The sequence below is a fragment of the Thalassolituus sp. genome (assembly GCF_984348125.1).
The window spans coordinates 122,156-130,876 of sequence record NZ_CFHJLR010000010.1; the positions used below are offsets into that span (position 1 = coordinate 122,156).

Genomic DNA, 8,721 nt, shown 5'->3' on the forward strand with positions numbered 1-8,721 from the left:
GGATACTGTCTATGAATCTCCGCTCTCAGGCCATGCTTTCGGTTCTGGTTCCTGTTATTTTTCTGGCGCTTATTGCACTGACTTCGCTGTCGCTGCCTGAGGCTGATGGCACTTTTAATACCTCTGACGGCCATGTTTTCTACTCTGACCTTGAGACCGATCCGAGGAGCGAGATCCAAACTGACCGGGTAATTGCTTTTGTGAATCGCACAGCGCAAGAGCAGCGTATAGTGGCGACGCCTGAACTCTTTATTGAAGAACCGGACAGTCTGCCTCTGATTGAAGACTATCGCAGAGTCATGGATGAGGTGGGTCTGGTTTCATCCTGGTTGCTGGATGATCAGCTCTCATTGGCACTGGACGACGGTCGCCTGATTGACGTTGATCCGCGGTCGAGAACGCTGGCGGATCTCAGGTTTGATTTCTGGATTCAGGCCTTCAGTGGCTTTCTTGCCGCTCTTATCTGTTTCCTGGTGTTGCTACTCAGTTCTGATAAAAGTGAACGCTCCGGCCGGATAGCATTTGTGATTACAGGCGTCGGCTTTGCGTTATCGAGCCTGTTTGCAGCCATTTACAGTACCCGCGATTTGTTTATTCAGGGGGATCTGTTTTTTGCAGCCTCGTTGATGAACCATCTTGGCTCTTCGTTGTTTGCTACTGGTCTGATTGCTTTTCTGTGGAATTACCCCGCAATACTGTTTGGCTCGCGTTTAGCCTGGTGCGTATTCAGTCTGCCACTGATTTCGACATTGAGTGCGCAGTTCTTTCCCGTGCACCCCGAGACAGCCGTTATGTTTTATCTCCCTTACGGTATTTCTTTGATCGCCGCTCTTATTGGTTTGTTTGTGCAGTGGATGAAGAGTGCGCCGGGGAGTGAAGAAAGAATAAAAGTACGTTGGATTTTTATATCGGTCGTGGCAGGAACGGGTATTTTCGCAATAACCGCTATTGTTCCTATGCTGATGGGGCGTCCACCTCTGGCCTCTCAGTCCATGGTGCTGGTGACGTTTGTCTTTATGTACTTCGGGATGTTGTTTGCTGTGATCCGGCACAGGGTGTTTGATCTTGATCCCTGGTACTTAAAAGTCTGGGGCTGGATCGCGGGTGGTATGGCCATCCTGATGATCGATATTTTGCTGACGTATCTGCTGTCGCGCAGTGGCCCTGAAACCTTAGCAATTTCTCTGGCCTTGGTCGGCTGGCTGTACTTTCCGGTGCGTCAGTTCTTTCTTGCGAGGCTGCTTCCAGCTCACCGTGGGGAGCTTGATCATTGGCTCAGGGATTCGTTGCCCGGGTTAGTAAATGATCGATACCTGAGCCGTGAGGAGCGTTTAACCGACGCGTTCAGAACCGTATTCTCTCCCCTGGATATCAGAATCCATACCGGCTCACATCCTCAGAAAAACGTTCTGCAACTGACGGCGCCAGATGCCTCAGGCGAAGCGAGATTTCTCGAGTTGTTGCATCCTTTTCAAGGCGCAAGAAACCTGACAGAAAATGATTTCAGAACCGCTGATTTAATTCGAGCGTTGGATGATCTGATCGACCGGACTCATGGTGCGCATGAGGAAGGTGTGCAGTCGGAGCGCCAACGAATCCGGCGCGACCTGCACGATGATATTGGGGCAAAGCTGCTGACCATTCTTCGCCGCAGTGCAGAAGAGGAGCAGGCATTGGTGCGTTCCGCCATTTCGGATTTACGCAACCTGCTTAATCACAGTTTCGATGCGCCCGATGGACTGGAGGCTTTATGTGTGTCAATGAAGGATGAGGCACAGGCGCGTTGCCAGGACTATGATGTGCCGCTTGTGTGGACGCAAGATGTTCCAGATCTCACGCTCACCAGAAACGGTTATTACCACCTTGAGCGTATTCTCCGCGAAGCTCTCAGTAATGCCCTGCGAGCAGGTAGTAACAGCATTGAGGTAAGCGCTTCTGTGAAAGGCCCGGCTCTGGTCGTCACCATGATAAATTACTGTAAATCATCGGATTCACCAGACCTGCCGCGCATTGATCAGGGCTTAGGGCAGGAAAGTATGCGCGCCAGAGCACAAGCGCTTGGCGCAGAAATTTCGGTAAAACCCCACGACGAACAGGGCACCGTCTGCTGGCAGCTTATATTGGAAGTGCCATTAGACGGGCCGCTACTCGACACTGTAGGGCTGGATGCTGCAATCAGCCAATCCCGTGAGTAATCATTGCCCCCGCGAGTTTCTTGAAACCATAGATGTTCGCCCCGCGGCTGTATGGATAAACGCCATCCTTTTTCTTTACATGCTGAATGCACCGCTCATGGATTTCTTTCATGATGCGGTTCAGTTCTTCATCAACGCGAGAAATTGGCCAGGTCGTTAGCTCAGCATTCTGAGACCGCTCAAGGCCCGATACAGCAACGCCGCCAGCGTTAGCTGCTTTCGCAGGGCCGTATAACGCGTTGGCATTGAGAAATTGTTTACGTGCTCCGTCGGTTAGCGGCATGTTCGCGCCTTCGCACAGAATGCGCACCTCATTGCCGAGTAAGGTTTCTGCGTCTTTATCATCCAGTTCATTCTGTGTAGCACAAGGCAGCGCGATGTCGGCATTATCAATGCCCCAGGGTTTCTTATCCTCCTGGTAATCACCAACGGAGGCTTCTTTAAGCCGGCCTTTATCGTCGAGTTTCAGTGACTTTATGGCGTTGAGCTCTTTTTCTGTCATTCCGTCTTTGAAATACAGAGTGCCACTCGAATCCGAAACAGTAAGAACAACAGCGCCTTCAGCGATGGCTTTCTCGGCGGCATGAAGCGCAACATTGCCTGAGCCTGAAATTAAGATACGTTTGTTATCCAGCGAGTCATCATGGGCTTGCAGCATTTCGCGTAGAAAATAAATAACACCGTAACCTGTTGCTTCTTCGCGGCCACAGCTGCCGCCGAACCCTGGGGTTTTGCCTGTGAGTACACCTTCCCAACGGTTATTGATACGAAGGTATTCGCCAAACATAAAGCCGATCTCATTACTGCTGACGTTAATGTCACCCGCAGGCACATCGGTATCCGGGCCTATGTGTCGATACAGCTCCCGCATAAAGGATTGGCAGAAGCGCATAATTTCACGCTGACTTTTTCCTTTAGGGTTAAAGTCAGATCCACCTTTGGCTCCGCCCATGGGTAAGCCGGTGAGTGCATTTTTAAAACACTGCTCAAAACCCAGAAATTTAAGAACACTCTCATTCACCGTCGGGTGAAAGCGTAAGCCGCCTTTGTAGGCACCGAGCAGATTATGAAACTGCACGCGCCATGCGCGGTTAACATGCACTTTCCCTTTATCATCTTCCCAGCTGACGCGGAATTTAATAATCCGGTCTGGCTCAATCAGGCGCTCGATGATATTCCACTCGGCATAGTCATCACTGCTTTCATATTCTTCGGCAATGTCGTCACAGACTTCTTTCACCGCCTGATGAAATTCCTCGGCATGAGGATGATAGTTTTCTAGATATTCCTGGTATGTAACGGGGGATGACATGGACGTTTCCTGTGTACGGATAGGGTGCTGTTATTCGGTCAGGCAGGGCGTCCGCGCCCTGCCTTTTTCATCTTTATGAGAAGGTGATTTGTTTCTGTTCACTGATGTCTGGGCGATCCTGATTACCCAGAATGGCTTTCGCGGTTTGCCAGCTGAAACTGATCGGGTTAGCCGTAGAGGCAGACAGTTCGGCCTTTTCTGGTGAGAACGCCATTAATTGAAGGTTGTCGTCACGCTTGCCTTTGTCGTACCAGGCTTCAATATCGACAGACCATTTATTAGCAACGACTTCTGAGTCATTGACGACCTTAATACGTCCCTTGATGTCGGCCCAGAAATGTTCGGTTGAATCGCTGATGCAGATGCGTGCAGCGGGCTCACCCGACAGGCGGCCAAATGTTTCGCTTCGTTTATCAGTAAAGAACCAGATGGTTTCGCTATCAAGGTCTGGTTTGGCGGCCATAGGCTTCATAAAGTCAGTAACGCCATCTATTCCCAGCATGACTGCGGTTTCCTCGGAAAGTGCGTTCCACAGTGCGGCTTTTGGGTCATTCTGAAGTTGATCTAATGCGGCCATGAGAGACTCCTTAGCAAAAAGCTAGACAAGTGTTGTACATGGTGTGAGTGGCAGATAAGAAATTTGTTCCAATTTCTTTTCACTGGCTGGCATTGCTGTATTGATTCACACAGAATCCCGCTCCGGATATCGCGCTTCTTTTCAGGTGGTGGGTGTATGTTTGTATGGCAGGGCAAATGGCGAGATAAATGAAAGAAACCAGCGTTACTCGTTTGAGAGCCCGACAGAAGGCGCTTTCACGCCGCGAATTCCTGGCCCGTGGCAGTAAACTTTCCCGGTGTGACGACTGCCTGTTGTCAGTGCGCCTGTGTGTCTGTGGACAGCGACCGGAGTCGGTTACCGGTGTTGCCGTTTGCCTCATTTATTACCAAGGCGAGGTCTTCAAACCGAGCAATACCGGGCGGTTGATTGCGGATGTGCTCGAAGACAACCATGCCTTTCAATGGACGAGAACGGGGCCAGACAAAGACATGCTCGCGCTGCTCTCTGATCCGGCATACGCCCCCGTGATTGTCTTCCCGCATGAGTACGTTGAAGTAGAGCGCCAGCTGCGCGAAGACCGGTCTTTGGCTGAGTACATTGAAGGGCGAACGCCGCTTCTGATTTTTCTCGATGGCACCTGGCGCGAGGCGCGTAAGATGTTCAGAAGCCCCTGGCTGGAATCGTTGCCGGTGATTGCCGTAGAGCCAGAAGCACTGTCTGAGTATCGCCTGCGCGTTGCGGTGCGCGACCATCAATTGGGAACTGCCGAAGTCGCTATCCCCTTGCTGGAACGCCTTGGTTACCCGGAGGCAGCGCGTCGTTTACGGGCGTATTTCGATATCTTCCGGGAGAATTATCTGGCAGGGCGTTCGAATAAATTTCCTGCTAATGAGAAGAGCGATTCAGCGCCTTCTTCAGAAAACTGACAATCCCGACGGCTGCGGGTACAATCGGCTTTTTTAAATCAGCCACAAGAAGCAATTCCTATGGGCCGCGCGTATCAGAACCGTAAAGAATCCATGGCCAAAACGGCCGCTGCAAAAACCAAAGTCTACTCCAAGTATGGCCGTGAGATTTATGTAACGGCAAAAGCCGGTGGTACAGACCCTTCAGGTAACCTGGCTCTGCGCTCATTGATTGACCGCGCGAAGAAGGATCAGGTGCCAAGTCACGTGATCGAAAAAGCACTGGATAAAGCCAGTGGCGGAACCGGCGAAGACTTCCAGCCGGCTCTGTATGAGGGTATTGCACCAGGCGGTGCTATGGTGCTGATCAGCGCACTGACCGACAATGCCAACCGCACGTTTGGTGAAATCCGCGGCGTATTCTCGAAGTGTAAGGCCAAGCTGGGTACACAAGGCTCTGTGTCGCACATGTTCGACCACCGTGCCATGTTCGTATTTGCCGGTGACGACGAAGAAGCGGCACTCGAAGCCCTGATGATGGCCGACGTCGATGTGTCTGACATCGAGTGTGAAGATGGCATGATCACTGTTCTTGTTCCGCCGACCGAGTTCTTTAAAACCAAGACGGCTCTGCAGGAAATGAACCCGGATATCGACTTCGAAGTTGAAGAAATTACTTATCTGCCAACGATGGAACACCCGATAGCAGGGGATGACGTTGAACAGTTTGAGCGTTTCGCAGGGTTAATTAATGACCTCGAAGACGTTCAGGAAATCTACCACAACGGTTCATTTGAATAAGCCGTATGTTGGACAGATGATTGGCTAGTTAGTAGGTTAGAAACGGGAGCTTCGGCTCCCGTTTTTTGTGGGTGTCCATAGCCACCGATTCCTGTGAGGGAGTTGTCACTAAGCTGAAATAATTCTCGGTCATCCTGCGTCACTGATAAATATGTGACTCTGGGGAAGACGATGAAAACATCTCTGACAGCGCCCGCATTGAAGATCATTGTGCCTGCGATTCTCGCAGCGACTCTGGCAGCGTGCGGCGGCGACGATAGTAACAACAGTAATAACAACGCAAATACGGATACCAATACCGACACGAACACAGATGCAGGTAGCGAAACCAATAACAGCCCTAAGCTGGCGGATCTTGGAATCGAGTGTGAAACCGTTACGACGGCAACCGATACCTCCGTGGCGGGCACTCTTGAGCTGTCAGTGGTTGATACCTATGTGTCTGGCAATGAGTTCGATACGGCGTCTGCTGAGATCGTTTCGTACGACAAGTGCTCCGACAAACTGTATGTCGTGAACGCAGAAGACGCGACCGTTGACGTCCTCTCTCTGGCGCAGACCACAAGCGCGCCAAGTAAGCACGGCACGATCAACCTTTCTGCTGCAGCCACTGCGGCGGGTATAGAAATTGGCGCGGCTAACAGTGTGTCGGCGAAACAGGGTCTGGTAGCCGTGGCCATCGAAGCGGCGACTAAGCAGGACGCTGGCCTGATTGCTCTGTACCGCTCAGATACTCTGGAATTGATTGGCACTTATATGGCAGGTGCTCTGCCAGATATGGTGACCCTCTCTGAGGATGCACGCTATATCCTGACCGCTAACGAAGGTGAGCCGAGCGGCGATTACACCAATGACCCTGAGGGTTCTGTCACTATCGTTGACCTGCAGAACGGTTTTGGCCCGGATGACGCCGTTGTCTCTCAGGTCAGCTTTGCGGACTTTAACGTGGGCGGCAGCCGTGCCGATGAAGTCCCTGCGGACGTCCGTCTGCCCGGGCCTGCGGGCACCACAGTTGCACAGGATCTGGAGCCTGAGTATCTGGCATTAAACGCCGATGCTTCTGTTGCCTGGGTTGCTATGCAGGAAAACAACGCGGTCGCGATTATTGATGTGGCTGACGCTCGTGTTGAAGGAATGAAGGGGCTGGGTAAAAAGTCCTGGAATTCAGAATCGGGCAATGAGCTGGACGCATCTAACAAAGACGACGGCACGGGTGAGTTCGCCAGCTACGAACAGTTGGTAGGCCTCTATATGCCAGACACCATCGTTAGCGTAGAGATCGACGGCGCGACCTACATCCTTACCGCTAACGAAGGCGACGGTCGTGAGTACATCTACGAGACGACTCAGCAGGCCTGTGATGCTGCTGGTCATGAGTGGGATGGCGATGACTTCGCACCGGGTGGTGAAGATGAAGACGCTGATGCCTACGCCAACGAAGAAGACGATTGCATCTCGTGGATTGATGAAGCCCGTGGTGGTGATATCGAAGAGCTGGTTGCAGACGCACATCCTCTTAAGGCGGCACTGGATGACAATGACCAACTGAAGCGTATCAAAGTAACGACTGATCAGGCGGAATACGCAGCCGGTGATGACATCGTGACCTTCGGTGCCCGTTCATTCTCGATCTGGGACGCAGCAGGCGACCTCGTTTATGACAGTGGTGATGTGATTGCCCAAAAAGTATTCGATACAGATCCAGAGGACTTTAACTCGACGAACGACGAGAACGACTCAGGCGACAACCGATCTGATGACAAAGGTACTGAACCAGAAGCGATCGAAGTTGCGCAGATTGGTGATCGTTTCTTTGCGTTCGTTGGTCTGGAGCGTCAGGGTGGCGTAATGGTGTTCGACATTACTGACCCAACTGAGCCTGTGTATCAGAGCTATCTGAACAACCGCGACTTTGATGCACCTGTCTGCACTGTGGTCGATGGTACAGAGTGCGACAACGACACTTACAGTGTTGATGCGGGTGATCTTGGCCCTGAGTCTATTGAGTACTTTACTCGTGAAGGAAAGCACTTCATTGCAGTCGGTAATGAAGTCAGCGGTACGACGACCGTTTACTCAATCGCTTTTCAGGATATCCGATAAACGTTAGCGAATAAGAAGCCCGGCTGTCGGATGGCAGTCGGGCTTTTTATTTTAGGGTATCCGGATTATCTGGTTGCTATGCGAAATTGAAAGGTGGGCGACAAGCAAAACTCACAACGGATTAACTGGTTGATAGGCCCTACATAACCACACTTGAAGCACCGTGAGGTGTCGGGATGGGCGAACAGGAGTCAGCAGAGGCCATATTAGGCTCTCTAACCAAGAGCTGAAGGGCTGAACCTGTCACGAGTGGATAGTTGACCACTCTCTGATGTGTACGAGCAGAAGCCTCCCCGGAGGGCTCTCGATAACTGTATGGCGGGCCGGAAGCCCAAAGACTGTCGAAGCGCTCAGAGCACACAGGCGAGCGAATTCAGCGGAACGAAGCTCAGCCCGATAATGGGGGACAGGAACCGCCGTGGTACGAATCCGTTTGCCCGGTGGTGTGAGAGGACGGGGGAGGCGACTCCCCCTCCTACTCGATTCTGCCCCGCCCTGAATAGAGTTCATCTGAAGTTTCTGTGCACATAGCTATCTGGCAATAATCAATTCCTGAAAAAGGGGCGCACCGACGCGCACGTGGAGTCGTCTGGCAGTCTGTCGGGATTAGGTTGTTAGGTCTCTCATAGCCAGAAAACCCCGGTTGGAAACCGGGGCTATGACAGAGAGGGAATGCAAAGGCGAACTCGCCGCCGATCAGTTGGCCTTGGGTTGTTGATCAGAAATTAACGCTGATCCCCAGCGAAGCGGTACGTGGCATGTTTGGCCTGGCGCCATCGGGCAAACGTGCAACAATTTGCTGTTCATCGAACAGGTTGTCCACTTTCAGGAAGACATCGGCACTGG

6 protein-coding genes are annotated in these 8,721 nt (G+C 51.9%); 4 read left to right on the plus strand and 2 right to left on the minus strand.

The annotated features are described in order from the left end of the window. Positions 1-11: 11 nt before the first annotated feature. Positions 12-2,195 (plus strand): sensor histidine kinase, encoded by a 2,184-nt coding sequence (locus tag AC5E51_RS09230; protein WP_068434837.1) that lies wholly within the window; start codon positions 12-14, stop codon positions 2,193-2,195. Here AC5E51_RS09230 and gdhA read toward each other — a convergent pair. After that, the gene (gene gdhA / locus AC5E51_RS09235; RefSeq protein WP_491778462.1) at positions 2,176-3,507 is read right to left on the minus strand and encodes an NADP-specific glutamate dehydrogenase; all 1,332 of its coding nucleotides are present in this window, start codon (positions 3,505-3,507) and stop codon (positions 2,176-2,178) included. The genes AC5E51_RS09230 and gdhA overlap by 20 nt on opposite strands. Positions 3,508-3,580: 73 nt before the next feature. Beyond that, the gene (locus AC5E51_RS09240) at positions 3,581-4,084 is read right to left on the minus strand and encodes a pyridoxamine 5'-phosphate oxidase family protein (RefSeq protein ID WP_273088679.1); all 504 of its coding nucleotides are present in this window, start codon (positions 4,082-4,084) and stop codon (positions 3,581-3,583) included. A 188-nt stretch (positions 4,085-4,272) separates the two neighbouring features. On the opposite strand from AC5E51_RS09240, the gene AC5E51_RS09245 reads away from it, so the two are divergent. The 3 genes from AC5E51_RS09245 (at position 4,273) to AC5E51_RS09255 (ending at position 7,875) form a co-directional block, all read left to right on the plus strand. Continuing rightward, positions 4,273-4,992 carry a tRNA-uridine aminocarboxypropyltransferase gene (locus tag AC5E51_RS09245; RefSeq protein WP_491778463.1) on the plus strand — a complete coding sequence of 240 codons (720 nt, stop codon included), beginning with the start codon at positions 4,273-4,275 and terminating at the stop codon, positions 4,990-4,992. A 60-nt stretch (positions 4,993-5,052) separates the two neighbouring features. Further along, complete coding sequence (locus tag AC5E51_RS09250) at positions 5,053-5,772, plus strand: YebC/PmpR family DNA-binding transcriptional regulator (protein ID WP_068434842.1); 720 nt, start codon at positions 5,053-5,055, stop codon at positions 5,770-5,772. A gap of 171 nt (positions 5,773-5,943) precedes the next feature. Beyond that, complete coding sequence (locus AC5E51_RS09255) at positions 5,944-7,875, plus strand: choice-of-anchor I family protein (protein WP_491778464.1); 1,932 nt, start codon at positions 5,944-5,946, stop codon at positions 7,873-7,875. Positions 7,876-8,721 lie beyond the last annotated feature (846 nt).

Excerpts from the sequence above, each read along its gene's own strand:
- AC5E51_RS09240 (WP_273088679.1), bottom strand. The coding sequence starts at position 4,084 with ATGGCCGCATTAGATCAACTTCAGAATGACCCAAAAGCCGCACTGTGG.
- AC5E51_RS09245 (WP_491778463.1), top strand. The coding sequence starts at position 4,273 with ATGAAAGAAACCAGCGTTACTCGTTTGAGAGCCCGACAGAAGGCGCTT.
- AC5E51_RS09250 (WP_068434842.1), top strand. The coding sequence starts at position 5,053 with ATGGGCCGCGCGTATCAGAACCGTAAAGAATCCATGGCCAAAACGGCC.
- gdhA (WP_491778462.1), bottom strand. The coding sequence starts at position 3,507 with ATGTCATCCCCCGTTACATACCAGGAATATCTAGAAAACTATCATCCT.
- AC5E51_RS09255 (WP_491778464.1), top strand. The coding sequence starts at position 5,944 with ATGAAAACATCTCTGACAGCGCCCGCATTGAAGATCATTGTGCCTGCG.
- AC5E51_RS09230 (WP_068434837.1), top strand. The coding sequence starts at position 12 with ATGAATCTCCGCTCTCAGGCCATGCTTTCGGTTCTGGTTCCTGTTATT.